Source organism: Vibrio sp. LaRot3, assembly GCF_027587025.1.
In the GTDB taxonomy this organism is placed as follows: domain Bacteria; phylum Pseudomonadota; class Gammaproteobacteria; order Enterobacterales; family Vibrionaceae; genus Vibrio.
In genome coordinates this window covers 170,659-194,919 of record NZ_JAPPTI010000001.1, presented here as the reverse complement: position 1 = coordinate 194,919, position 24,261 = coordinate 170,659, and the positions used below count along the sequence as shown (strand labels likewise).

Below are 24,261 nucleotides of genomic sequence, written 5' to 3'. Positions count from 1 at the left end.
GGTTTCTCCTAATTGATTTCCGTAGAAGAGGAAGTTCCAAAAGGTTTCCGACGTCTCGGTAAACCAACGAGTTCTCTCAAAGTACCCTTATTAGCGACGCGGAATCGATTAACTTTAGAGCAATTGGCTAAATTGGCGGAAAAACAGCACTTTAATATAGATTTGGTGATCCAGTTCGAAAAATTGAACCTAGCGGCTAAAGTTATTTAACTTATTGAAAAGACGATGAGTAAAACGTTTGACTCAAAAGCGAATCTTGAACAGAGTAATGGATGGATTAGGAGTGATTTTCTATAGGAAAAAGAAAAGCCCCACCCTTTGAGAGAACTGGGGCTATTGAGGTAGCCAGAGGAGATCGAGAGAAATGATCACAGCTTGGCTGCCGTGACATGAATAACGTCAGATTCAAGAGCAGGAGTGAGAGAGAGCTCTATCATCAATATCATTCATGCTTGCCGTAAACCCGCTACTAACACCACGTCTGGATTACGTTAGTAGCGTAATTTACTATTACTGCAATAGAGTCATTGCAGAGTTAGGCAACTGTTTCGCTTGAGCCAGAATAGAAGTACCAGCTTGTTGCAGAATTTGTGCTTTAGTCATTGCCGTGGTTTCTTTCGCGAAGTCTGTATCACGAATACGGCTGTTTGATGCCTCAACGTTTTCTTGGATGTTAGCCAAGTTGTTGATGCTGTGGCTTAGACGGTTTTGCTTCGCACCAAGATCCGCTCGTTGTGAATCTACGTATTTAAGTGCTGCATCCACAATACCTACTGCGTTTTGCGCGCCACCTACAGATGTCACATCAATACTTTGTACTGATGAAGCCACACCAGGACCAGACGTTAAGCCTAGTTCTGACGCTAGGTTACCACCGAAGGTGATGTTGCCTTGTAGGTTAGGTTCAGCGGCAAAGATTTGCAGCTTGCCTTCTTCATCTACTGATGCGTTCAGTAGTTGAGTTTGACCGTTTAGGTACGTTGCTAGCTCTTCGATGTCATCACCGATTTTCGCTTGAACCGCTAGGTTAACTACTTCACCACTCTTAGTCGTAAAGTCGATTGTCAGATCATTCTTAGCTGCTTCTACGCCCCAAGTCTTATCTTTACCTACTGTCGCTTCGAAGCTTTGGCCGCCCATGCGGTAATCATCAGCACGGATGCTCGTTAAACCCATGATGATCGCTTCACCAGAGCTTGCACCGATTTGGAATGACGCTTCACCGAATGAACCGTTTAGTAGTTTACGACCACCAAAAGAAGTGGTTTCTGCAATACGGTTCAATTCGTCTTGAAGTGCCATTACTTCTTCGTTAATCGCTTCACGTTCTGAATCTGAGTTAGTACCGTTTGATGACTGCAAAGATAGATCACGGATACGTTGCAGAATACTGGTAGACTCGTTCATCGCACCTTCAGCAGTTTGAGCAATCGAGATACCATCATTCGCGTTACGCATTGCCACATCTAGACCACGAGACTGCGCTGTTAGACGGTTAGAGATCTGAAGACCTGCTGCATCATCTTTTGCACTGTTGATTTGTTGGCCTGAAGACAAGCGTTCCATTGAGGTATTTAAATCCCCAGTGGCCTTGTTTAAGTAACGCTGGGCTGTCATCGCCGACACGTTAGTATTTACTGTAATGGTCATGATTTGCTCTCCTAGTGAGTTCGCAAGTTCTTGCGAAGCGGCCAGCTTAATCTCATTTGGAAGCACTGACCGTAAATGACTTGCTAAGCGAGGGGGAACTCCCCCAACTTAAAAACCGTTTCGTTAAACTCTGAAATATTTAATTCAATTAGTGTGCCAACTTTAAAAATCGACAAATTAAATTAAATTTCTTTTATTTTTTAGCAACTTAAACATCGCTATTTTTTATTGTGCAATTTATCATTGCCGCTTGTTTGATTGGCAATCATACAATTGCCGCTCATTTGCCACTCAGTTGCCACTTCTCTTTGTTCGGAGCTGGTGTACTTTCTGAGTCAACTTCATCTGCTCTTATGGCATGGCACATAAGGCAATCTTGACATCACTAACCAGTATTTACTCTGATTAGTTCCTACCAAATTAGATGTAGTTGAATAGCGTTAAATCTTTCGTTTTACCAAATGCCTGTTGTGATGCTTGCAACGCGCGCGTGTTTTCACTGAATTCAATCACAGCTGCCGCATAATCAAGATCTTCAAAATTACTTTTGGATTTAGCTAAAGTCATTTTGAAGTCTTCATGCTGCTCTTCTTGAATATCCAGCGTATTTAAACGTGCACCTACATCAGAACGGGCTTTGTTCAGGTGGATAAAGCCAGCGTGAAATTCTTGAACGACTTGATGCAGCTCACCCGTATTTGAGGCATCTGACACTGAACCTTCTGATAATTCAATGGCACGTTTGTAAGTATCAAATAGGCTAAATGTCTTTTGTGGTTCTAGCTCAATGCTGTCGCCAGCAGTGATCTGCCCTTTGATTTGAATCGACAAGTCACCGAACTTAATTCCGGTATTAGGATCGTACTGTGCGGCTTGCACAGCGGTGCCGTTTTGCTCTAACTGATAACCGTACGAACCATTAGGCATGTCAACAAAGGTGACTTTGTAAATCGCGTTATCTTTTTCATCTAGGTTCGTGGCCCGCTCAAGTAAAAGCTCAGAGCCTTCTTGCAAGCTGTACTGCGGGTTGTAATCACCAAACGGATTATCCATAACGGTAAACATTTTGTTGCCCGGATCATTGATCGGCATTTCTTGGCTATTCGAAATACGCATCTTACGCTGGTAATCATCCCCCGAATAAGTCACGTTACCGGCCTTGTCTTTAAAAAACGGCTGCACTTTCGGTTTAGTACCAGAAAAAATGTAGTTACCCGATTCATCTTGGGTATTGGCCAAAGTAATCATGTTATCGAACAGCTCTTGCAGCTCACGCTGCTTAGCAATTCGGTCTTCAGGAGACAACGAGCCGTTAATCATTTCCATTACGGTGCGCTTGGCTTCATCTGTATAAGATTCCGCATTCGAAACAATCACTTCATGGTGTTCTAGACGATTACGGGTTAATACAATGGAATCAATGTATTGTTGTAACTGTTCAGATTGCTGACCAATATTTTGAATGTAGTGCGTCGCAAGTGGATCGTCACTTGGCTGCACCAACTTCTTACCAGAAGCAAGCTGGGCTTGGTTATGATGCACCTGCCCTTCTTGGCGGCGAAGATCATTCTGAACCGCTTGGTAGTTATGAAAGCTCGAAATTCGATTTAACATTTACCGCTCCTACCTCAAGGCCAAAATCGTATCAAAGGTTTCATTCGCAGCTTGCATCACGCGAGATGACGCCATGTAAGCTTGTTGAAACTTCATCATATTTGCCGCTTCTTCATCCAAGTTAACACCAGAGATCGAAGCAATACGCTCTTGAGCGGCTTCTTTTTCTAGACGAGAAACATCGGTTAATTTAGAAGCCGTCGACAACTTCAGACCAACGTTGGTATTGAGGTCATGGTAGATATCGATAACGGTCGACTCGCCATTATTTAAATTCTTATCGGTTTGGATATGCAGCATCTTACGCAAGTTGCCGTTATCACCCTCAGAAGGCACCAAGTTGGCAGTAAATTTATCATTTGGTAATGCGCCATCAGACAACTTGAATGTTGTACCCATAACCGTTACCGGACCGTTTGGTGGGTAAGGCTGAGGCTGTTGCATGATCGTGCCGTCTTTATCTGTCACTGCATATTGGCGCCCATCTGGAGAGATGATCACTTCAAACTCTTTTAATGTGCCCGCTGCTTCGATTTCAAACTTAGCTTGGCCTTGGGCAAAGGTGGTCGATGCCTCGTAACTTTGAGCGGCAATTTTTGTCGGATCTAGGGTGGCAAGCTGAATTTGGCCGGCACCAGAACGGGTTGGACGAATCAATACGCGCTCACCGGTCGCCAAATCGTTGCTGATTTCAATGCGTAAACCATCAACGGCAATGGCATTATTTGAAACTGTCGCTAAAGAGCGCTCTCCTGCTGGATTGGTAATGAAATAATCGCTGCCGTCATACTGCAACGAGTATTCCCCTGTTTTTAGCTGATTCACATCATCAATAAACACGGCTAAATCTGCTTGAGATTGCGACTTTGCCACCACACGAGATTTAGCGGCAACAATATTGTTCACATCAGTAAACAGCTCTGTACCAACATCGCCTTTCAAGTCTAGGCCTTGGGACTGTAAGTGATTCACTTCGTGAGAGAATGCAATCGACAACTTACCCAATTCATCCATTAAGTAAGGGATCTTCTCATCACGCATATCAAGCATTGCGCCGATCTTGCCATCCATATCACGGCTAGTAATTGGCTTAATACCTTGACCTTCAATCATTGCAAGGCGTTTTTGTTGTGCATCAGGAAAGCCATCCACAATAGCCAGTTGGCTTGCTTCTGTACCTGATACAAGAGTGTGACCATTACCAATATGCACATTGAACCCTTCACGGTTACTACGTGGGGTCACAGTAACTTTGGTGTATTCTGATAGCTCTGCGACTAGCTTTTCATGGGTATCCATTAGGTCGTTATGCGGCCCTGGCGTACGCATCATTAAGCGGTGAATATCGCGAATTTCAGTACCAATCTGGTTAATACGCTCGACGCCAAGCTCAAGCTTTTTATTAGCCACATCATACTGTCGACGTACATCTTCATGCATGTCGTTTAGGTTTTGAGCGATCAATCCTGCTTTTTCCAATACAACTTTACGCGAGCCGATATCATTTGGGCTATCTGCCAAAGATTTGATCGAATCAAACCATGTATTGAGGTTCTCAGGAATTTTTTGCGCGGAAACAGACGACAATAAGCCAGACAGCATTTGCAGGTCTTCTTCTGAGTCCACTTTGTTTGCATAGTTGGTGCTAGAAAGGTTTAACTCATTAACGGCAAACTGATCCCACGAGCGGCGAACATTTTCCACATGCACACCCATGCCATAGGTTTGACCACCAAATTGGCGCGGGGAATTGGTCCCTTGCACTACAGATTGGCGGCTATAACCCTCTGTATTTACATTGGAAATGTTGTGACCTGTGGTGCTGAGTTGTCTCTGAGCCGTTAATACACTTTGTGTACCTAGATTCAGAAGATCCGACGCCATATTGCCCCCGAAAACCTAATAAAATCAGTCGAAACTGAGTAACTGATTAGTTAAAAGCAATATATGTGCCAGAGGCAGTGTTGGCTGGCTAAAAATGGAATAGAACTAAGAAAAGTTAATGAGAGAGCACAAATAACGAAAGAGAAAAGTTGGCTCACTGATAATACAAAAAGAAGAATGAAAGTTACCCTTCATTCTTCTTTTTTAGAAAGCGATATGATTTCAGCCCAGCTATTACATCTGGTCAATTTTCGCTTTCACTCGCAATACTTTGTCAGCATAACTTGGGTCAGTCGCGTAGCCCGCTTGATGAATACCACGGATGAACTGCTCTGAATCTCCGCCGTGGCGAAGCGCTGTTGTATAGCGTGGGTTTTCATTTAAGAAGCGAACATAGTCATTAAAGCTCTGCTCATAATCTTGATAAGCACGGAAGGCCGCCTTTTCTTTCACTGGCACACCTTGATGGTATTCCAATGTTTGCGTTGCCACTTTGCCGCCATCCCAGCTCTTATCCGCTTTGATATTGAACAGGTTATTACTGCTACCGCGAGTATTAGCCACCATTTTCTTACCCCAACCCGTTTCAAGTGCCGCTTGAGCAAGAAGAAGAGATGAATCAACCCCAAGAGCACGCGCTGCTTTTTCTGCGTATGGCTGCATTGAAGAAACAAAGGATTCTGGTGAATCAAAATTGGCTTCAGGCTTAGAGGAACGACGAGTACGAGCAACTTCCGGCGCTTGGTAATCCGGGTTGGCTTCACGAGCAGCTTGTGCATGACGAGCGCGATCGACTTTTTCCATCAGATGAGAGAAGTCGTCATTACGGTTTTTCGCATTCTGGTTTTCAATAGAACCTGTACTTAGCTGAGCAACAATCATGTCAGCCAAACCAAGCGAGCCTGAAGCACTCAACTCGCTCGACATTTGGTCATCCATCATTTGACGATAAAACTGCTGGTTTTGACTATCCATCAAACCCGATTCAAACGTTGAGTTAGCATCTCGCATGGATTTAAACAGCATCGAAGTAAAAATCGCTTCAAACTGTTTTGCCGCCGCATTCAATGCCGCTTGCTCACTGCCCTCTTCACCATTTACCGCTTGCTGACGTAACTTGTCTAAGCCCGCGATGTCGTGGATAAAGCCGATGTCATTACCATTATTAATCATGCTTATCCCCTTAAATGATGATCAGTTGGCCTTCAATGGCCCCTGCTTGCTTAAGCGCTTGTAAGATGGCCATCAAGTCTGATGGCGCTGCGCCAACTTCGTTCACTGCGCGCACAAGATCATCCAATGTTAATCCCGGCTCAAACTTAAACATTTTGCCCTGCTCTTCTGACACTTCGATATCAGAATCCGGCACAACAACGGTTTGCCCTTGGCTAAAGCCATTTGGCTGACTAACGTTTAGGTTTTCTTTGATTGCCACCGTCATACCACCATGGGTTACCGCAGCAGGTTTTAGACGAACATGTTTACCTACGACAATCGTACCCGTACGCGAGTTAACAATAATCTTTGCTGAGCCTTCGGCAGGATTAAACTCTAGGTTTTCAATTGCAGAAAGAAACGCCACACGTTGGCTAACATCACGCGGAGCACGTACTTTGACTGAAGTCGCATCAACCGCTGACGCCATTTGTGGGCCAAGGAAGTTGTTGACGGCATCCGCCATACGCTGAGCGGTAGTAAAGTCAGAATCAAGCAGGTTAAAAGTGATGTAGTCACCACGGCTAAACGGCGTTGGAATTTCGCGCTCAACCATAGCACCGTTAGAAATCATACCGGCGGTTGGGTTGTTACCCACGATTTTTGAGCCGTCCGCACCCGTAGCGCTAAAGCCACTTACAACAAGATTACCTTGCGCAACCGCATACACTTGACCATCCAAACCTTTCAGCATGGTTTGCATCAGAGTGCCACCACGTAGGCTTTTAGCAGAGCCGATAGAAGAGACGGTTACATCAATTGATTGACCTTGCTTGGAGAAAGCAGGCAGTTCAGCGGTAACAATGACCGCTGCTACGTTTTTAGTTTTCGGTTTCGTACCCGGTGGCAACTGAATGCCGAAATTTTGCAGCATGGCATTGAAGCTTTGATCGGTAAACGGAGTCGATTCACCCGTACCCGGTAAGCCTGTTACCAAACCGTATCCCACTAATTGGTTACTACGTACACCAGCGACTTGAGCCACATCTTTGATTCGCGCTGCTTGTGCCGATGTTGCTAGCAACATCATGCTGGTGATTAGGAGAAACACTTTCTTCATGGGATACCTTTATCTAACTCGGTGCCAAACTTTCGGCTTCAAATTGAATTAAAGGGATACATTGAAGAATCGTGCCAAGAATCCAGGCTCCTGCATATCTTTTTGTGTCCCCGTGCCTGAGTAACGAATTCGAGCATTCGAAACACGGTTTGAAGCGATTGTATTATCATAGCTAATATCATCTGGGCGAATCGTACCACTTAAGCGAATGTACTCATCACCAGTGTTCAAAGTGAGCCATTTTTCACCGCGAATCACTAAGTTACCGTTCGCAAGCACTTCAATAACTTCAACAGTAATCGAACCTGAAATACTGTTACTTTGGTTTGCAGCTGCGCTACCAGTGAATTTATTGTCGTTGGCTAAATTGTACGAGAAGTTGTAGTCGCCAACGTTAAGCTGCTGACCGCCAACTTCTAGTGGGTCCATACTTGCCGCATTATTTTTTGACAGATCCGCATCGGCACTTTTTGCCGCTTTGGTACTTTCATCTAGTGTTACGGTAATAATGTCGCCCACACCGCGTGGTTTTGAATCGTTGTACAAGCTGCTAGTCGATGCCGCATTAAACAGAGAGCCTGTCTCTGCAGTGTAGTGTTCAGGCTGTTGCTTAGGGTGAATTGGAGCCCAAGCAGGATCGCCTGCGACTGGATCCGTACGGCCACGCAAGGTATCGATAATTCCTGAGCTATCGTCACCCGATTTGTCACCTTCAACAGCATCTACTGTTGTGGTTGCTTCCACCACATCAGGCGCTTCTACTGGTGGCTGAAGCATAGAACAGCCAGACATTAGCGCTATAGCAATCAGAGTCAATACACGATTCATGGGGTTATCCTCTTAATTCGCTTATAGCTGCTGGTTAACAAAGCTCATCATCTTGTCTACCGCAGAGATAACTTTCGAGTTCATCTCGTAGACACGCTGAGCTTCAATCATGTTAACCAATTCTTCAGTTACGTTAACGTTAGACGTTTCAAGCATGGATTGGCGGATATCACCAAAGCCATCCAAGCCCGGAACACCCTCTTGTGGGTCACCACTTGCACCTGTTGGTAGGTAAAGGTTTTGACCAATTGGCTCTAGACCGCCTGGGTTTACGAAATCAACTGTGGTGATCTGACCAACAACTTGGTTATCTTGTTGGCCACGGATACGCACCGACACTTCACCGTCAGTACCGATAGTGATACCGATAGCGTCTTCAGGAATGGCAATTTCAGGCTCAAGCGCATAACCGGCACCTGAAGTCACAATCACACCTTCATCGTTCACAGTGAACTGACCGTTTCGGCTATAACCAATGTTGCCATCTGGCATTAATACTTGGAAGAAACCGTCACCTTCGATCATCATATCTAGGCTGTTGGTTGTAGTTTGCGCATTACCATTGGTGTGAACTTTTTGCGTTGCCACAACCTTTGAACCTGCCCCTAACATAAGACCAGTCGGTAGTTCAGTGTTCTGTGAAGACTGACCGCCCGCTTGGTTAATATTCTGATAAAACAAATCTTCAAACACTGCGCGGCTTTTTTTGTAGCCGACCGTCGAGGCGTTCGCCAAGTTGTTCGAAATGGTTGAAATGTTGGTTTGCTGAGCGTCTAAGCCAGTCTTACTTACCCATAATGCCGGATGCATAACAATCTCCTAAAATCTATTAGCTCGAACGAAGTAGAGAGTCAGACGCTTTGTCCATCTCTTCCGCAGTGCTCATCATCTTGACCTGCATTTCAAATTGACGTTGTAGGTCAATCAGCGCGGTCATTTCACCAATCGCGTTTACGTTACTTCCTTCGATTGCGCCCGTGAGCAGTTTTACACCGGCATCCGCTTCGTATGCCGTATTAGGATTCTTTGCACGGAACAAACCGTTTACGTCTTTGAATAGTGATTGATTATCTGGGCGTGTCAGCTTAATGCGATCTACGACTTCCATCGCATCAGCAGGCGCACCTTGAGGTACAACTGAAATCGTACCATCGTTACCGATTTCAACTTTGCTTACCGGAACAGGCACAGTAATTGGCGCACCAGTTTCACCCAGCACAAGGTCACCCGTACCGCTGACTAACATGCCATTTGGATCGATTTGTAGGTTACCGTTACGAGTCAGGCCTTCTTTGCCAGTTTTATCTAGCACTGAAATCCAACCATCACCTTGCACGGTAACGTCTAGATCACGGCCAGTAGTAATAACACTACCTTGTTGGAAATTATGGCCCGGACGTTCTGTCATACTGAATACGCGGCTTGGTAAGCCTTCGCCGTACGCTTGCATAGAACGAGCTTGCGCCAAATCAGCACGGAAACCCGTGGTACTGACGTTTGCTAAGTTGTTCGCTCTGAGCTGTAGCGCCTGCATGTTCTGCTTGGCACCGCTCATGGCAAGAAACAGTGAACGATCCATAATTTGCTCCAAAAATCACAATTCGGATCAATTAAAGCAATAGGCGTGCCAATATTTTTAAGCGTTATTTATCAGAAACTTAAATCAAGAAAGGCAAATATAGAGGAAAAATGTAAAAGGTCATGCCGCCTTAATGGCAACAGAGGCAACTTGGGTTTTGCCGCCAAGTTGCCATCCAGATGAAGTGCTTTAGATCTCTGCTGAGAGAATTAGCGAATCTGTAGAATGTTTTGTTGCAGCTGGTTGTGTACTTCTAGAGAACGTGAGTTCGCTTGGAAGTTACGCTGAGCCGAAATCAAATCTACCAGTTCTTGAGTCATGTCGATGTTGGACTGTTCTAGCGTACCGTTGTTAATCGTACCGAACGAGCCTTTATTCGATTCACCCCAGATCTTGTCGCCTGAATACTGAGTAGAATCCCATTGCGTACCGCCTTTCTTATCTAGACCTTGCTCATTAGGTACACGTACAAGTGCTACGCGACCTAGAGTGATGTTCTCACCGTTTGAGTAAGTACCCAGTACGCTACCTTCTTCATCGAAGTCAATCTTAGTTAAGAAACCTGTTGTTGCACCATCTTCATCAAACTTAGTCAATTCAAACGGGGCTGCAAACTGAGTCGCTGCATCTAAGCTAAATGATAGTGTTTGGTTAACATCAGCACCGTTCATCTCAACTGGGTTAGGTCCCAAGCCAAGTGGATCGGTCACAATGTTATTGCCTGAGTTTAGGCTTGCCAAAGTACCATCATTATTAAACTTCATTGTATGACCTACGTGACCCGTTGGTGTGGTTGCGTCACCACCAGTGATATTCACAGGCTTCTCACCAGCTTTATCCGTCACTGTGTAGTATGTCTGCCACGTATTAGGTTGGTTCTGATCTTTCAAGTAGTACGTTGTCATCTTGTAAGACTGACCCATAGAGTCATAAATTGTCGAAGACGTAGAGCGGTTGTACGTTTCAGGATCGGTATGGTCAAACAGTGCAGGGTCTTTAAGGTCGCCGTTAGCCGGAAGGTTAACACCTACCTCAATGTTTGCTGTCTGTTTTGGCTTACCAAACTCAGCTGGAATGTTAATTGGAGATGGCTCATAAGATAGCACTTCACCCGTATCCTGATTTACTTCATAACCCAACAGGTACTCTTCGTTTGAAGTTACCATGTAGTTATCTTTGTTCAGGTGGAAAGCACCGTTACGAGTCAACTCATTCTGTTGCGGAATCAAACGTTCTTTTGATACTGCAAAGAAACCCGTACCTGATACACGCAAATCCATTGGGTTATTAGTGTAAACACTTGAACCTTCATGGAACTGCTGTGCAACTTTGTTTGCCTGCACACCTTGACCCGGAGTGGTCTTAGCGTTGGTAAACAGTGAGTTTGAGTAAACATCACCAAACTCGGCACGCGACTCTTTAAAACCAAACGTGTTGGCGTTCGCAATGTTATTACTGGTGGTATTCAGATCTAACTGAGCGGCAGATAAACCACTTAAAGAAATATATGACATTCCAAATTCTCCTATCTAGCTTGCGTCGTTACGCTTTGCCAACTTCTAGTACTTCAGCAAGTCGAACTGGCGACTCAAAGCCAGCCAGATTGAGCAGTACGTTACCATCGCCTTTACCAAGAAGAACACTATTGACGTTTGCGTATGTCGAAACCTCAAATTCTTTGCTCTCCCCGTCTAACAAGCCCGAGGCTTTCACCTTGTACTTGCCAGCCGGCAATGAGTTACCGTTTTCATCTTTTCCGTCCCAAACCACTTTGTTGTCGCCTGCTGGTTTAGCGCCTACTTCAAACGTACGAACCAATTGGCCCATCGCGTTCTCAACGCGGACAAACATATTGTCGACGTTTTCAGGTAGCTTAACCATTGCAGACATACCTTCGCCGTCAGGTTTTACACCTGCCGCACCCGGAACCAGTACATCACGGCCCACGAGTGTTGAAGCTTGCAAGGCTTGGTTTGAAGTCATTGACGAGTTCAACGTATCGAACTGATTATTCATCTTGCCAATGCCATCAACGGTGGCAAATGATGCCATTTGCGCAATCATCTGGTCATTGCTAACCGGCTTAAATGGGTCCTGCTGGGACAGTTGCTTGGTGAGCAACGATAAGAAGTCCTCTTGTTTAAGGTCTTGCTTACCCGTTGTTTCATCAGGCTTTTTGTTGTCTTGCAGGGATTTAAGCTGGTCTACATAGGACAAGCCGCTTTGACCAACGTTGTTAATACCGGCCATACGTTACCTCCTTATCCTTATTGACCCATCTGCAGCGTGCGCAGCAGCATTTGTTTACTTGCATCTGCTAATTGCACATTCGTTTGATATGAGCGAGAAGCAGAAATCATATTGGCCATTTCTTCCATTACGTTAACGTTCGGCTTGTAAATAAAGCCTTCGTCGTTCGCCAGTGGGTGATCCGGGTTGTACTCCGCGTTAAGCGGCTTATCACTTTCAACAATACCTAACACTTTCACCGGCACGGTATGGTCGCGGCCATACTTTGCCTTACTTAACTCAGCACCAAATACAGCATGACGCGCTTTATAAGTGTCTTTCGCAGAGCTAGAAACACTGTCGGCGTTCGCCAAGTTGCTTGAGGTAGTATTTAGACGAACGGATTCAGCACTCATTGCAGAACCTGTCACATTGAATACGTTAAATAAGCTCATCTAATCATTCCCCTTTGATTGCTTTGGTTAAGTTCTTGAATTTACTTCCTAAGAAGTCGAGTGATGCTTGGTGTCTGATTTGGTTTTGCATAAATAAGTTACGCTCTAAATCCACATCTACCGTATTGCCATCACCGGTGTCAGGTTGAGTCGGAAGTCGGTAAAGTACTTCCCCTGTCACTTGTGTAGAGGCAGGGATATGCCGACCATCAGTGCGGCTAAGACCAACGCTTGCCCCTGATGTTGCCGCCTGCAACGCCTTTTGGAAGTCCATGCCTTTCGCTTTGTAACCCGGCGTGTTTGCTTGCGCGATGTTAGAAGTAATCACCTCTGCGTTGCGCTCACGAACACCCACCGTGTGCTGGTGAATGCCTAATGCCTTGTCAAAAGAAATAGCCATGTTTGCCTCTATTTAAGAACTGACCGTTATTATCAAGTAATAAAGCAATATGTGTACCAACTTTTAAAAAGTAACTCACATGACAACTTTATCGTTTTGATTACAGCAATAAATACGCCAACTTTCGGCTGTAACCACGAATTATTGATAACAATAAAAGATGAAAGCGGCATTTTGGAATGTCTTCTTCATTATAGAAGAGAGCAAAGAAGGGAAGCCAAAAGTAAATGGGGAGAGTTAGGCAATAAAAAACCCAGCGCTAAGCTGGGTTTTAAAATCAAAGGCTCAAAGATTATTTAAGCTTGTAAATAATACCAGGGTTACAACGAACCATTTCAAAACGGTCAGTCAAACCTGTCAATGACTCAGAAGCACCCAACAATAGGTACCCCCCTGGGTTTAGGCTGTTCGCCATCTGATTTAGTACTTTAGATTTCATCTCTGGCGAGAAGTAAATCAGCACGTTACGACAGAAGATAACGTCAAACTTACCTAATAGTGCATAGCTGTCCATTAGGTTTTGTGGACGGAAGTTTACCAAGCGCTTCACATTGTCTTTTACTTTCATGCGACCTTCGCCCGCATCTTCAAAGAAGCTACGTCGACGCTCTGGTGAAAGACCACGTCCTAATGCAAGGTTGTCGTAAACACCAGCACGACACATATCAAGCATACTTGCTGAAATGTCGGTTGCTGTAATCGATACGTTTGGCAACATACCCGGTTTGCGCTGCTGGGTTTCCAGCACTGTCATTGCCATTGAGTACGGTTCTTGACCTGATGAACTCGCCGCTGACCAAATTTTAATTGGACGCTTACTTGCGGCTACCTCAGGTAGAATTTTATCGGCCAGAACAGTAAACGGGTAGCTATCGCGAAACCAAAGCGTTTCGTTAGTGGTCATTGCATCTACAGCAGCAACACGCAGTTCACGGTTACGGCCAGTGATCACATCACGTAGCAAATCAGAAAGTGAACCGACTTTAAATTTAGTAACCAAAGGGCTTAGGCGGCTTCGAACTAAATATTGCTTACTTTCCCCAAGTACGATTCCGCACTGGGATTCCAAAAAGCGGCTGAAATCACGATACTCTTGATCGCTTATAGTTATCGCTGTCATTAATTTCTCTTTATTCTGCTGTAAGCGCAGACTTTACTGCATTACCAAGCTCATCTGGGTTAAATTTCGCGATGAAGGAGTTGGCACCTACTCGCTCAACCATAGCTTGGTTAAATACACCACTCAATGAAGAGTGAAGAATAACGTAAAGATCTTTTAGATCCGCGTGGCGACGAATTTCCGCTGTCAGTGTATAGCCATCCATTTCTGGCATTTCAATATCTGAAATAACCAGCGAGATTTGATCGTAAATGCTGCCTTCTGATGCCATTTCTAGCAACTTCTCGTAAGCTTCTTTACCATCTTTCACAGAAACTACTTCAAAACCAATCGAGCTAATTGCACGTTCTACCTGCTTACGCGCGACCGTTGAGTCATCGGCGATAAGAATGCGACGGACAATTTGTTTCTCTTCTTGAGCTTGAGCAATTTCTTCACCGATATTGGCATCCATGGTTTCATCCACAGGAGCAATCTCAGCAAGAATTTTTTCTACATCGAGAATTTCAACTAATTCATTATCGATGTTTGTTACCGCTGTTAGGTAGTTAGCTTTACCTGAACCATCTGGTGGCGGAAGGATCGCTTCCCAGTGCATGTTAATAATGCGCTCTACAGAAGTTACCAAGAACGCTTGGATAGAGCGGTTAAATTCAGCAATAACGACAAACGCTTTGTCAACATCAGTTGTAGGACGACCACCAATAGCGAGGCTTAGGTCGATAACTGAAACAGTATGGCCACGAATGTGAGCAACACCCTTAACAAGCGGATGAAGATTCGGCATTGAGGTGAGTTTAGGACACTGAAGAACCTCTTTTACCTTAAATACGTTAATACCATAACGTTGACGACCCATTAGGCGAAACGTAAGGAGTTCTAATCGGTTTTGACCGACGAGTTGCGTACGCTGATTCACAGAATCAAGAATACCCGTCATAAGCTCATCTCCATCTCATACTTTCATGTAAAAAGTGATAATCTATTACCGGCAATGAAAAAACCAGAGAAACAGCATGATGTATTCTAAACCATACCTGTCGTATTTTTCCACAACCTATATTAGGTTTTTTGTAAAAAGAATTTTTAACTTTATCGGCGTTGTGCTCGTATTCTTTAGTTTTTCATCAATATCTGCAACACCTGAGCAAATAGAGACTATTCAACGTGCCGCTGAGCAATATATTGTCGACACTGTCGAGCCACCGTATGGCGGAACTTTAGAAGCAAAAGCGGCGAATATTGATAGCCGAGTCTTTGCGACCGACTGCCCGACACCGTTAATGACGTCTTCTTCGTCAACTAACCCGAACGCAAGCAATATTACCGTATTAGTTGCATGTAATGAAGACGATTGGAAACTCTATGTTCCCGTACGCCTCGTTCGTTCAGGTCCGCAAGTCGCACTTATCACTCCTTTGAGCCGAGGACATATCATTTCTGCTCACGACGTCACCATCAATATGGTAGACTTGCAGCGCTTAAGGCGGCAAGGTTTTTCCTCAATTAATGACGTCGTCGGCGCAAAAGTTAAGAAGAACTTACGCGCTGGAGAAGTTATTGAGCAAAATGATATTTGCGTAGTGTGCCGCAATGAAACGGTAACAATCAAAGCAAATAAGTCTGGTATGACCATAACCACAAAAGGAGTGGCGTTATCAGATGGCTCACATGGTGAGCAGATAAGAGTGAAAAACAGTAAATCCAATCGTATAATTGAAGCTAGAGTCACCGGAATTTCTGAAGTATCGGTAACGTTTTAACTTTAATAATCCGGAGACATGAAAAAATCCTAAAGTGTTGTGCATCTCTGCCGATATGGACAGTACAGGTTTTTCTAATCATTAAAAGGCTTTCATAATGGCAGGTATAGATAATATACGTTCAGGACAGACCCTCACGACTTCCACGCGCACTGCTGCGCGTAGCGAAAGCTCGTCGGCAGGTTCTACGTCTTCGGCAAAAACATCACACGCTCAACAAGATGCGGTATCACTAAGCTCTGAAGGGCGCGCTGTGGGTGAAATGCACTCACAAATGGCAAGCCAGCCTGCATTTGATCAAGCAAAAGTCGATGCGATTAAAGAAGCGATTGCGAACGGTTCATACACCGTTGACCCAGAGAAGCTGGCTGACAACATGATCCGTCTAGAAAAAGAACTTGGCGGCTTCTAAGTTAGCGTTTCGATATGGCAGCACTCAAAGGCTTAGTTGATTTCCAACTGCAAAATGCCAATCAACTTTCTCAATTACTTGAGAAAGAGAAGCTTGCTATTACCCAAAGACAATCCAAGTCAATAGAAGCACTAGCGCTCGAAAAGGTCAAACTGATCGAACAACTGCAACAAACCGATCAACGTATCGCTCGTCACCCAGAGATTGAAAGCCTGAAAACCGATCCTGAATTAAGCCAACTGGTTGAGCAAATACAAACAACGGTCACGCAGTGTAAAGAAGCAAATCTCGTTAATGGCCAAGCACTTCAACGTGCTCAATTGAGCTTTAATAAACTCAATAATTTAATGCAACAAAGCCAAGGAAAACTTGGCATGACCTATACGGCAGAAGGTCAAACCCGCAATGTGTCTACTTTAGGAACCAACCTAAAGGCCTAAGCAAAAAATTTCCAATAAAAAAGAGCGGCAATGATTGCCGCTCTTTTACTATACAAACGATGTATACAAGATTAGAGAATGACTAACACACTTAGAATAAGGTTTGTTGACGCTTAGCTGGTACTTGTTGTACCTCACCGTAGTCGCGTAGCTTGTTCATCTTCTTAATATCTAAACGAAGCTCAGTTACGTAATTGTCACCCGCTTTATAGCTGCGCACAACTTCTGCACCGCGAATTACACCATCGACCGCACCTGAGGTATGTTCTGTACCTAAACGCTGATCTTGTAGATCCGCACGGCCACTTACACGCATGCCATAAACTTGTTCTGCCAGCTCACGGTAAGCATCAATTTTCGATGCTCGCATAGCGCGAACTTGCTTTTCTTCTTCATTGCGGCCTTTTTGCTCGCTAATGCTTGCATAGCCCACAGCGGTTAACCAATCATCTGGACGCATCTGAGACAAAGGCTGACAACCCACCATCGCCATCGCAACCAAGAGTAGTAGTAGCTTTTTCATCTTGACTCCTATGGACGTAAGATCACGGTGTAAGGTTGACGAATAGATGGGTCTGAACGAATCAACACGCCATCTTGAGTACGAATACTATTTAATGTATCCAAGTCTCGACCAATTCGGTCGGCTGGTAAGAAGCCTTGAGCCGTTGCCACAACGACTCGAGATTGCATACCTACTACGCGTGCATTAACTAAGACACCACCTTCTTGACGAAGCATAGTCCCTGTTAGCACGTATTGTATGTCTTGCTCTTTGGCTAAATCTTTCCAGTCACGGCTCATCGCAAAGTCACCTTGATTGGTCACTTGGATATTGCCAGTGGTTTTAAAATCGACCACTTTAAAACCGCGACGTTGGAACTGATGGATAAAACCTTCAGACACTGAGTTACCTAACCAGTTTGTCGCATCCATATTTTGTAGATCAACAAAAGAGGTAACCGCAATCGGCGTACGCGCCGACACACTAGTGTTCGACACAACCAGATCTTCTGTCATACTTTCGATAAAGAAATCTAGGGTATGACGAGGACTATCCATCAGCATAAACTGGCTACCTGGATACGGTTCTTTACCATTATATATAGGGGCATAGGCGCAGGCAGTTAGGAAAACTACTGGCACTAAAGCTAACCATTTTTTCATTCTCTAATCTCCGATACATTAAGGCGCTGCCGCTGCACTTTTTCCTCTCTTTAAAAAGTGGAACAGTCCTTGCTTTTCTAATGTTGCATACATTCAGAAAGGCAATGCCTAAATCAGCTGAGATTAACTAAGCAAAATCTGTACCTAATTGGAAAATAAACCATGAAAAAAACGATTCCCGCTTTACTTTTAAGCCTAGCAACTTGCCTGACAGCCCCGTCAGCATTGGCTGCATGGTATGAAGTCACGGGTACTGCCACTGTGGTTGCATCTGAGGATACTGCTCGGTTGCACGCACTAGAAGACGCTATTTATAAGGCTGTCAGTTTCTCAGGTGCAGATATTGGCGGCATTTCAAACCTCAGCCCTCTGCTAGAAAGTGAACGTAAAGAGTATCAATTTACTAACCATGAAGTCCGCTACATCATGGTCGAAGACCAGAAAGTACGTAAAAACGTTATGTACGTGAAAGCGCGTATTGATATTTACCCGTCGGCAACAGGTTGCCACGTGGATCAATACAAGAAGACGTTTTTGATCGGCAATGTTGACTTAGTGTCACCGCAACAGGCAGTAATGGGACAAATTTACGGAGTTGGCGATGATTTTGCTGAGATCATTAACCGCCAACTGGATCAACAGTCTGCCAGCTTTGTTTCTGTCGGAACGACCGATTACGACATCGACAAACGCAATCCTGAACGCATTAAAATGATCGCCCAAGATACTGGCGCACAGTACGTCATTGGCGGCAAGATCAATGACCTTACGGCGACCATCGAACAAAACCTGATTAAAGATGACATCATCAATCGCCAATTTGCGTTAGAGATGACGGTATTTGATGGCAAAACCGGTAATGAGGTCTACACCCGAAACTACCGCGAAGTTGCTCGTTGGCCATTCCCTAAAACGAGTCAAGTCGACACCAAGAGCGCACGCTTCTGGGCATCCACTTACGGTGAAATGATGCTACGAGTCAGCCGTAACATCATGTTGGATTTGGAATCAGAAGTATCTTGTAAGATCACTCTTCCAGAGATCGTGGCGAAATGGGGCAATGTTATCACCATGGACCTAGGCCGCATTCATGGCGTACAAGAGGGCGACAAACTGCAGCTTTGGCACACGGGTTCGTTCATTGATCAACGCGGTTTGCCACGTAATAAAGTGTCAGAAACCAATATCACCCTCACGGTCTCTCGCGTGTACGAAAATGAAGCTGAATTGACCATCGATCAGCCTGAACTGCTCAGCAGTATTCAAATCGGTGATGTGATGCACAAGATTGTGCCATAACAAGCCTAGATATATTCGTGCCATTGAGTATCATGAGCGCAGATTATCAATGATATGATATGAGCTCCCGTGGCACAGCTGGATAGCGCGATCCCCTCCTAAGGGATAGGTCACAGGTTCGAATCCTGTCGGGAGCGCCATCTGATTCCAAGCCCTAATCGTAAGATTGGGGCTTTTTCTATTCAGTCATCTAGATTAACGAATCTTAATTTTTCCAAAACCCTTCATAAATGTCGTTTTCGCTATGCTTATCAGCGTCACCTTAAGTCCGTTTGCTTGGTCAGAATTTAAGCGCGTTCGTTGCGTTTGAGTAATGGTAAAGTTAAGACTTATCTCTGATGAAACAGCGGTTTACCCCCTAAACCGTGCTAGGCTCGCATTAGTCACGCGAGCCTTTCTTTTTTCTATTCCCAAATCCTTATAGCACGTTAACATGTACACCTTGCACGGAGATTAATAAGTGAAAATTTTAATCATTGAAGACGACACCACCACACGTGAGTTTGTCGCGAAAGGTCTACAAGAACACGGTTACGCAGTAGACCAAGCCGAGGATGGCAAAAAAGGGTTAATGATGGCACTCAGCAGCGAATACCAATTGATCATTCTTGACCGAATGCTGCCTTACTTAGACGGCATGAAAGTACTACAAGCCATCAAGGCAACAGATCAGCATATCCCTGTACTAATTTTGAGTGCGATGGACAGCGTAGAAGATCGCGTAGATGGTTTACAAGCAGGCAGCGACGATTACCTCATCAAGCCTTTCGCTTTAGCCGAATTGATCGCTAGGGTCGACATCATCATCAATCGCACAAAGCGCAACGCAGTTGCACCCAATACCTTGAGCTATGATTGCTTAAGTGTCGATTTACGCGCTCATCGCGCCACTTGCAATGGCCAAGAGCTGGCACTGCAACCGAAAGAGTTCCAACTGATCCAATATTTCATCGAGCACTCGGAACAAGTCGTTTCTCGAATGAGGTTATTCGAAGCAATTTGGAGCTATCACTTCGATCCAAAAACCAATGTCATTGATGTGCACGTCGCCAATTTGCGCCGTAAACTTGAAGATGCAGGATGCTCTAATTTACTTCACACGGTTCGCGGGGCTGGGTATGTCCTTCGTCGATGACTATTCCCTATCCCGCTCATCCATATTCAAAACGCTAATTGGTTTATGCACCTTAGTCACGATCATCAATGTGATTGTGATTCGCCAAGTTTATATTGATTCTGATAACTTTCATCGCCAACGCTTAGCGGATCAGCTTAATGATGAAATTCTCGAGTTCCAATATGCTGCTCAGCAGAGTAAAGCCGAAGTCGAAAAGCTGCTTGAAACCAAACAAGCAACTGATGCCCCGTTCAAATACCGCTTAATTGAACACATGGATCCCGTGCAGAGCAGTAACTACTATCCAATTAGCCAGTTGAAAAGCGGTGCAACCAATATCAGCGTAGGTCACTTTCACCAGCTAGAGATCGGTATTGATGAGAGCATTCTGCAAGCCTATCGCAAGGCGTTAATACCTTTAGTGATATCAGGGGTAGTACTACCCAGTGCGATCATGCTCATTGCTGCGCTGTTTTTTACGGTGCTGATCTTGCGTCGGCTAGAAATGGTGAATCAAGCCATGAACCGAGTATTGTGTGGTGAGCGAGAAGTAAAACTCCCCGTCTCTCGTCAAGATGATGAGTTCGATATTTTAGCCATCCACCTCAACTATATGATTGAGCAAATGGCAAAAAACGAAGCCACTTTAAAATCACTCACCACAGGCCTCGCTCATGATATGCGCACTCCTATGGCGCGATTGAAACTGAGACTAGAAGAAATTCTTTCTCAAGATGAACAACTGAACGATCAGCAAAGAAACCAGTTCTCAGCCTGCCATGATGAACTAGAGCTCATTTTGTCACTGTTCAATAGCATGTTGGAAATCGCCAAGCTCAATAGCGGCCAGACCAACATCAAATCAACCAGTGTCGACTTGGGGAAAATTGCACGCGATGCTCTTGAGTTTGTTACGCCGCTCGCTGATCAAAAGCAGCAAGCCCTCTCATTGCGAGAAGACCAACCCTGCATCTTGTCTGGTGACCCATCCCTGCTGTTTCGGGCAGTATTCAACTTGTTAGAAAATGCAGTGAAGTACACGCCTAACCACGGCAAGATTGAAGTGATCATTGACCAGCTTGGCGTAACCATTGCCGATAGCGGTATCGGTATTAGTGATGAAGATAAGCTGCATGTTTGCCAGCCTATGTATCGCGCGGACAAAAGCCGAACTGAACAAGGTAACGGACTTGGGTTGTCGCTGGTCGATGCGGTAGTCCATCGCCATAATGCACAGCTTATTTTAAGGGACAATAACCCTGGCCTACGCGCCCGTATCTATATTGATTAACCACTATCTATTGGGCGATGAAACATTGCCCACCTTCCTCTTCGCACCTTCTCCTTTCATGATTACTCGCTCACGAAAACCACTAAAGACAAGTCTATTCCTCACTTTAGTTACTCTAAGTCCTTATACGTTAACCCAAGAACCTTTTGGTCGCGACCTATCCTCTGAACGTCTAGTTTTAAAGGTTTAGATTACCCGATCAAAAAAGCCGAGCACTATGGCTCGGCTAGAGGAGTCGAAAGGTCCTATTATTAGTGGCTAGGTAGCGCCACGCCTGATAGGTCTTCCGATGCTGGGATTTGTTTCATCTCATGAGCAATTTGTTCAGCTTGAGTACCTACAATTACTTGTAGATTGTTTTCGCCAATTTTCACCACACCCATTGCACCAAGAGCTTTCAATGTTGCTTCATCAGCAATCGACACATCTTTAAGCGAAAGACGCAGGCGAGTAATGCACGAATCGATACTGGTTAGGTTCGCATGACCACCTAGCGCTTTTAAATATTGAGCCGCTTTCTCGCTTGTACCTACCGCGGCGACCTCTGCCGTATCAGCATCTTCACGACCCGGCGTTTTCAGATCGAACTTGATGATTGCAAAGCGGAATACTGAGTAGTAAATAACTGAGAAGCATAGACCTTGCAGGATCAGCATGTACGGTTTCATTGCTAGAGGTAGGTTGAAGGACAACACAAAGTCAATCAAACCGCCACTAAAGGTGAAGCCCGCAATCCACTGCATGCTTGCTGCGATGTACATAGAAAGAGCTGTCAAGGCTGCGTGAATCACGTACAGCACAGGCGCAACGAACATGAATGCGAATTCAATTGGCTCAGTTACACCCGTTAAGATAGCTGTAAACGCTGACGCACCTAAAATACCGCCAATTTTCTTTTTATTTTCTGGTTTTGCACAGTGGTACATCGCCAAACATGCAGCAGGTAGACCGTAACCCATTACAGGGAAGAAACCGCCTTGGTAAATACCAGTAACACCTAGCTCACCCGTACCAGACCAGAATTTAGAAATGTCACTAATACCAACTAAATCAAAGATGAACACTTGGTTTAGTGCGTGGTGTAAGCCAACTGGAATGAGTAGACGGTTAAAGAAGCCATACAGACCGGCACCCGTTGCACCCATTTCAGAAATCGCGATACCGAAATTGACTAGCGATCCATAAACAACAGGCCATACATAAACCATGACTAAGCTAATGCCAATGGCCGCAAACGAGGTAACAATTGGTACAAAACGACGTCCGCCAAAGAAACCCAGTACCGCAGGTAACTGGATGTTATGGAAACGGTTATAGAGCGTCGCCGCTACAATACCAATCAAGATACCGGTAAAAGCACTTACCGCTGCGCCAGATGCTATCACTTGAGCTTGGCTCATTTGATCAACTGGAACACCTGTAATTTGCGAAATTACCGCCACGTTGCCCACTATCATTTCGATAATAAGCAAGCCCAATAGGCCAGAGAGTGCAGCCGCACCGTTATTGTCTTTCGCTAGGCCGTATGCAACACCAACTGCAAATAACCAAGCTTGGTTATCCATGATGCCTTTGCCGCCAAAGACCAAAATTGTTGCTAATGTACTGTTTGCACCCCAGCCGGCAGGGTCAATCGCATAGCCTAAGCCAAGCATTAAACCACCAGCAGGAAGTACAGCAATTGGTACCATCAAGGCTTTACCAATTTTTTGCAGATATCCAAGTATGTTCACCTTAGTTCCTCGTCTTTATTAGTTTTCAATCTGTTGCTGGACGTTACCTGTCCAGCTTTTCCCCGTTTGAAATACTAATCAGCTCAGAATTAAGGTTGTCTTGTGACTTGATTAACTTTTATTAATATTGTGTATTTTCGAGACAGTGGCTGACAGAAATCAGACCGAGTTCAATTTTTTTGACCAAAAAAAGAGAGAGTTAGAAAAAGGAGGAATGTGAGGATCAGCCATTTATGGGCAAGAACTCAAGATTGAACTATCTTTATTGAGTATTAACGCTTTAAAAATAGTCAGACTTTGCTTAACCTTTAAATTAATAATAAATATATCATTTAAAACTATGCCAAAGAGCAACTTAATCACCAATACTGGACACCGCTTTATCTCCAAAGCTAAGACCGCCTATAAAATTCACATCCATACACCAGACGATACCGTTTTGCATCGCTCCGTTGGCTATATAAAAATGGGTGAGAAAAAAGGCCTCAAAAAAGCCATCAAACTGCGCAATGAATTAGGCAGTGAGATGTGGGGGCGTTTTTGGCGTAAGTTGCTTAAAGATCCTTATTTGATGACGCGTTTACCCCACTCGCTTGAACCGAAAATCATCTACAAACCTAGACCAACCAAAGACAACCCTGATGCTAAGGACGAATGCTACATTGCGGCTTGGCGCAACTATGATGAGAACGGTAAATTAATCTATCGCAGTGTGGTGTGTTCGATAAAAAAACATGGCCGCCTTGGGGCTTACAGCAAAACTAAAAAAGCGCTGCTTGAGGCAAACAAAGAAAACCTCGAGATCTTGGAGTTCATGGGCCGCTTGAGCAGCATTGATTTAAAGTAATGCATTTAAAATAATGTATTTGAATAAATAGTGTTTGAAGTAGCAGATGTGAAATAGCGCTTTCAAAACAATTAACATTAACTGTTTAGAACATCGCAGCACTAAAGAATCAAAAAGCCCCGCCAACGAAAGCTGACGGGGCTTTTATTATACTACTT

General features: G+C 44.6%; 24 protein-coding genes and 1 tRNA gene. 8 read left to right on the top strand and 17 right to left on the bottom strand.

Going from position 1 to position 24,261, the window contains the following annotated elements:
- Window positions 1-510 precede the first annotated feature (510 nt).
- The 14 genes from OH461_RS00950 to OH461_RS00885 all read right to left on the bottom strand — a co-directional run bounded on the left by OH461_RS00950 (window position 511) and on the right by OH461_RS00885 (window position 14,974).
- Window positions 511-1,650 carry a flagellin gene (locus OH461_RS00950; RefSeq protein WP_260259073.1) on the bottom strand — a complete coding sequence of 380 codons (1,140 nt, stop codon included), beginning with the start codon at window positions 1,648-1,650 and terminating at the stop codon, window positions 511-513.
- Between the two features lie 420 nt (window positions 1,651-2,070).
- Window positions 2,071-3,264: a flagellar hook-associated protein FlgL gene (gene flgL / locus OH461_RS00945; RefSeq protein ID WP_270018799.1), complete on the bottom strand. Its 1,194-nt coding sequence runs from the start codon at window positions 3,262-3,264 to the stop codon at window positions 2,071-2,073.
- A gap of 9 nt (window positions 3,265-3,273) precedes the next feature.
- A complete protein-coding gene (gene flgK / locus OH461_RS00940; RefSeq protein WP_270018798.1) occupies window positions 3,274-5,148 on the bottom strand; it encodes a flagellar hook-associated protein FlgK in 1,875 nt (624 codons plus the stop codon).
- Window positions 5,149-5,382: 234 nt separating this feature from the next.
- A complete protein-coding gene (flgJ, locus tag OH461_RS00935) occupies window positions 5,383-6,321 on the bottom strand; it encodes a flagellar assembly peptidoglycan hydrolase FlgJ (protein WP_270018797.1) in 939 nt (312 codons plus the stop codon).
- A 10-nt stretch (window positions 6,322-6,331) separates the two neighbouring features.
- Complete coding sequence (locus OH461_RS00930; RefSeq protein ID WP_260259077.1) at window positions 6,332-7,423, bottom strand: flagellar basal body P-ring protein FlgI; 1,092 nt, start codon at window positions 7,421-7,423, stop codon at window positions 6,332-6,334.
- Between the two features lie 48 nt (window positions 7,424-7,471).
- The gene (flgH, locus tag OH461_RS00925; RefSeq protein WP_270018796.1) at window positions 7,472-8,251 is read right to left on the bottom strand and encodes a flagellar basal body L-ring protein FlgH; all 780 of its coding nucleotides are present in this window, start codon (window positions 8,249-8,251) and stop codon (window positions 7,472-7,474) included.
- 21 nt (window positions 8,252-8,272) lie between these two features.
- Window positions 8,273-9,061, bottom strand: coding sequence for a flagellar basal-body rod protein FlgG (flgG, locus tag OH461_RS00920; RefSeq protein WP_260259079.1), 789 nt, complete (start codon window positions 9,059-9,061; stop codon window positions 8,273-8,275).
- 19 nt (window positions 9,062-9,080) lie between these two features.
- Window positions 9,081-9,830, bottom strand: coding sequence for a flagellar basal-body rod protein FlgF (gene flgF, locus OH461_RS00915; RefSeq protein ID WP_270018795.1), 750 nt, complete (start codon window positions 9,828-9,830; stop codon window positions 9,081-9,083).
- Between the two features lie 209 nt (window positions 9,831-10,039).
- Window positions 10,040-11,344: a flagellar hook protein FlgE gene (flgE, locus tag OH461_RS00910; protein ID WP_270018794.1), complete on the bottom strand. Its 1,305-nt coding sequence runs from the start codon at window positions 11,342-11,344 to the stop codon at window positions 10,040-10,042.
- Window positions 11,345-11,372: 28 nt separating this feature from the next.
- Entirely contained in the window at window positions 11,373-12,080 is a 708-nt protein-coding gene (locus tag OH461_RS00905) for a flagellar hook assembly protein FlgD (protein WP_270018793.1), read from the bottom strand.
- A gap of 17 nt (window positions 12,081-12,097) precedes the next feature.
- Window positions 12,098-12,514, bottom strand: a complete 417-nt coding sequence (flgC, locus tag OH461_RS00900) for a flagellar basal body rod protein FlgC (RefSeq protein WP_260259083.1) — start codon at window positions 12,512-12,514, stop codon at window positions 12,098-12,100.
- 4 nt (window positions 12,515-12,518) lie between these two features.
- Window positions 12,519-12,914, bottom strand: a complete 396-nt coding sequence (flgB, locus tag OH461_RS00895; RefSeq protein ID WP_260259085.1) for a flagellar basal body rod protein FlgB — start codon at window positions 12,912-12,914, stop codon at window positions 12,519-12,521.
- Window positions 12,915-13,206: 292 nt separating this feature from the next.
- Window positions 13,207-14,034, bottom strand: a complete 828-nt coding sequence (locus OH461_RS00890; protein ID WP_260259086.1) for a protein-glutamate O-methyltransferase — start codon at window positions 14,032-14,034, stop codon at window positions 13,207-13,209.
- Between the two features lie 10 nt (window positions 14,035-14,044).
- Complete coding sequence (locus tag OH461_RS00885; protein WP_270018792.1) at window positions 14,045-14,974, bottom strand: chemotaxis protein CheV; 930 nt, start codon at window positions 14,972-14,974, stop codon at window positions 14,045-14,047.
- Between the two features lie 76 nt (window positions 14,975-15,050).
- Here OH461_RS00885 and flgA point away from each other — a divergent pair, with 76 nt between their 5' ends.
- From flgA to OH461_RS00870, 3 genes are all read left to right on the top strand, one after another.
- Window positions 15,051-15,797 (top strand): flagellar basal body P-ring formation chaperone FlgA, encoded by a 747-nt coding sequence (gene flgA, locus OH461_RS00880; protein WP_270018791.1) that lies wholly within the window; start codon window positions 15,051-15,053, stop codon window positions 15,795-15,797.
- A 97-nt stretch (window positions 15,798-15,894) separates the two neighbouring features.
- Entirely contained in the window at window positions 15,895-16,209 is a 315-nt protein-coding gene (gene flgM, locus OH461_RS00875) for a flagellar biosynthesis anti-sigma factor FlgM (protein WP_270018790.1), read from the top strand.
- A 14-nt stretch (window positions 16,210-16,223) separates the two neighbouring features.
- Window positions 16,224-16,649, top strand: coding sequence for a flagella synthesis protein FlgN (locus OH461_RS00870; RefSeq protein ID WP_270018789.1), 426 nt, complete (start codon window positions 16,224-16,226; stop codon window positions 16,647-16,649).
- A 91-nt stretch (window positions 16,650-16,740) separates the two neighbouring features.
- Here OH461_RS00870 and flgP read toward each other — a convergent pair whose 3' ends face one another.
- Together flgP and OH461_RS00860 are read right to left on the bottom strand one after the other, a co-directional pair.
- Window positions 16,741-17,172, bottom strand: coding sequence for a flagellar assembly lipoprotein FlgP (flgP, locus tag OH461_RS00865; protein ID WP_270018788.1), 432 nt, complete (start codon window positions 17,170-17,172; stop codon window positions 16,741-16,743).
- 8 nt (window positions 17,173-17,180) lie between these two features.
- Window positions 17,181-17,816 (bottom strand): FlgO family outer membrane protein, encoded by a 636-nt coding sequence (locus OH461_RS00860; RefSeq protein WP_260259092.1) that lies wholly within the window; start codon window positions 17,814-17,816, stop codon window positions 17,181-17,183.
- A gap of 162 nt (window positions 17,817-17,978) precedes the next feature.
- Here OH461_RS00860 and OH461_RS00855 point away from each other — a divergent pair, with 162 nt between their 5' ends.
- The 4 genes from OH461_RS00855 to OH461_RS00840 all read left to right on the top strand — a co-directional run bounded on the left by OH461_RS00855 (window position 17,979) and on the right by OH461_RS00840 (window position 21,523).
- The gene (locus OH461_RS00855) at window positions 17,979-19,115 is read left to right on the top strand and encodes a flagellar assembly protein FlgT (protein ID WP_270018787.1); all 1,137 of its coding nucleotides are present in this window, start codon (window positions 17,979-17,981) and stop codon (window positions 19,113-19,115) included.
- A 63-nt stretch (window positions 19,116-19,178) separates the two neighbouring features.
- A tRNA-Arg gene (locus tag OH461_RS00850) sits at window positions 19,179-19,255 on the top strand.
- Between the two features lie 320 nt (window positions 19,256-19,575).
- On the top strand, window positions 19,576-20,250 hold the full coding sequence (locus tag OH461_RS00845) for a response regulator transcription factor (RefSeq protein ID WP_270018786.1): 675 nt from the start codon (window positions 19,576-19,578) through the stop codon (window positions 20,248-20,250).
- Window positions 20,234-21,523 (top strand): sensor histidine kinase, encoded by a 1,290-nt coding sequence (locus OH461_RS00840; RefSeq protein WP_270018785.1) that lies wholly within the window; start codon window positions 20,234-20,236, stop codon window positions 21,521-21,523. The genes OH461_RS00845 and OH461_RS00840 overlap by 17 nt, the downstream gene beginning before the upstream one ends.
- Before the next feature lie 251 nt (window positions 21,524-21,774).
- On the opposite strand, the gene nagE is transcribed toward OH461_RS00840, so the two are convergent.
- The gene (gene nagE / locus OH461_RS00835; protein ID WP_270018784.1) at window positions 21,775-23,256 is read right to left on the bottom strand and encodes an N-acetylglucosamine-specific PTS transporter subunit IIBC; all 1,482 of its coding nucleotides are present in this window, start codon (window positions 23,254-23,256) and stop codon (window positions 21,775-21,777) included.
- Window positions 23,257-23,596: 340 nt separating this feature from the next.
- Between nagE and OH461_RS00830 the strand changes: the two genes are divergently transcribed.
- Complete coding sequence (locus tag OH461_RS00830; RefSeq protein WP_270019827.1) at window positions 23,597-24,103, top strand: Fe3+-citrate ABC transporter substrate-binding protein; 507 nt, start codon at window positions 23,597-23,599, stop codon at window positions 24,101-24,103.
- Window positions 24,104-24,261: the final 158 nt, after the last annotated feature.